The sequence below is a fragment of the Rahnella perminowiae genome, assembly GCF_019049695.1.
In the GTDB taxonomy this organism is placed as follows: domain Bacteria; phylum Pseudomonadota; class Gammaproteobacteria; order Enterobacterales; family Enterobacteriaceae; genus Rahnella; species Rahnella perminowiae.
The window spans coordinates 1-413 of the sequence record NZ_JAFMOT010000040.1 but is presented as its reverse complement, the minus strand read 5'-3'; the positions used below and the strand labels follow the sequence as shown (position 1 = coordinate 413).

At 38.5% G+C, this 413-nt stretch carries 1 pseudogene; it reads left to right on the top strand.

Annotated elements, in window-relative coordinates:
- Positions 1-231 precede the first annotated feature (231 nt).
- Positions 232-413, top strand: a pseudogene (locus J1781_RS00175) (quinone-dependent dihydroorotate dehydrogenase); the annotation flags it as partial.

Sequence of the window (413 nt, the reverse complement as noted above, 5' to 3'; positions counted from 1 at the left end):
ATCCTGCAATCTATATTCTAAATACTCTGGGTTGATAGCTGATATGGTAGTTAATATAGCGGTGAAGCAAAGAAAATTGCAGGTGTTTATTTAGCGTCAACACTGATATAATAGCTTTTCTGATTTTGACGAGATAGTCTAGACAGCACGTCAACGGGTGCTATCTCTCAAGCTAAATAGGTTAGTTCTGCTTGTATAAAGGGCAGAGTCAATTAGATTCACCCATGCAATGTGAGTGCTTATTCAACTATGTATGCCTTTCTTCGTCCGTTCTTATTTAACACCGATCCTGAAAAAGCCCACGAAATCACATTATCATTACTCGAAAAATCGCAAAAATTTGGGATGCTCGGGTTTTTGTACGGTAAGCAAGAATTGACGACAGAATGTATGGGGTTAACCTTTACCAATCC